Genomic DNA, 1,309 nt, shown 5'->3' on the forward strand with positions numbered 1-1,309 from the left:
CTGAACCGTCCTGGGTTTCGTTCCGATCCGTTTTCGAGAGGATTGGGATATGCCTTCGAAGTATCCGCAAGCGTTCAAGGATCGTGCCGTGCGCATGGTGCAGGACCGGCTCGAGGCCGACGAGGAGGGCCTGTCGCGGTATCAGGTGATCAAGGAGACCGCGCCGAAGCTGAACGTGTCGATCGAGGGACTGCGCCGCTGGGTCGAACAGGCCGATATCGATGCCGGTAAACGACCCGGAGCCAGTACCGACGCGCAGGCTGAGATCAAACGCCTCAAGCGCGAGAACGCGGAGCTGCGGCGCGCGAACGAGATCCTGAAGACCGCGTCGGCGTTTTTCGCCGCGGAGCTCGACCGGCCCACGCCGAGATGATCGCGTATATCGACTTGTATCGCGACCAGTTCGGGGTCGAGCTCATCTGTCGCACGCTCGCTGCGACAGAAGGTGGGTTCCTCACGTCCCGCGGATACCGGGCAGCGAAGGCCCGTCCCGCAAGCGACCGCCAGCTCCGCGACGCGGAGCTGTTACCCGTGATCGAGCGGATCCATGCCGATAACTACGGCGTCTACGGGGCTCGGAAGGTCTGGCGGGTGATGCTGCGGGAGGGTTGGCAGATCGGTCGCGATCAGGTCGCCAGACTCATGCGAATCGCGGGACTGGAAGGCGTGATCCGGGGGCGTAGACCGCGCACCACGTCACCAGCGGCCGTGCCGGATGAGCGGCCGGATCTTGTCGAGCGGTGCTTCCGGGCGGAGTCCCCGAACCGCCTCTGGGTGGCCGACATCACCTATGTCCGAACCAGCTGCGGGTTCTGCTATACGGCGTTCGTGACCGACGTGTTCTCCCGCAGGATCGTCGGCTGGGCGACCCGAGCGACGATGCGCACCGAGGATCTCCCGCTCGAGGCTCTCGAGCACGCGCTCCTCTCCACGAAGGGCGACGCGCTCGACGAGCTGGTGCATCACTCGGATCGCGGAGCTCAATACGTTTCCATCCGCTACTCCGAGCGCCTCGCCCAGGCCGGCATCACCGGTTCAGTTGGAACCGTCGGCGACAGTTACGATAATGCCCTCGCCGAGACCGTCAACGGCCTCTACAAAGCCGAGCTGATCCATGCCCGGCCCGCTTGGCCTTCGGTCACCGAGGTCGAGTTTCAGACGATGAACTGGGTCGACTGGTGGAACAATCGCCGCCTTCACGAAGCGCTCGACTACGCCACCCCGACCGAGATCGAGACCGCCTACTATCAAACCCGTGACGCCGCACTGGCGCTCACATAGACATCGGAACAGAACCCAGGGCGGTTCA

Annotated in this window: 1 protein-coding gene; it reads left to right on the top strand. The window is 64.3% G+C overall.

The genetic code is table 11. The features are described 5' to 3' along the window. Nucleotides 1-49: 49 nt before the first annotated feature. Nucleotides 50-1,281, top strand: a protein-coding gene (locus C0010_RS14825; RefSeq protein WP_408631086.1) for an IS3 family transposase whose coding sequence is annotated in 2 segments (ribosomal slippage) — nucleotides 50-338 and nucleotides 338-1,281 — 1,233 coding nt in all. Because the reading frame shifts where the segments join, the coding sequence is not laid out codon by codon here. The last annotated feature ends 28 nt before the right edge of the window (nucleotides 1,282-1,309 follow it).

Source organism: Microbacterium halophytorum (assembly GCF_002970975.1).
In the GTDB taxonomy this organism is placed as follows: domain Bacteria; phylum Actinomycetota; class Actinomycetes; order Actinomycetales; family Microbacteriaceae; genus Microbacterium; species Microbacterium halophytorum.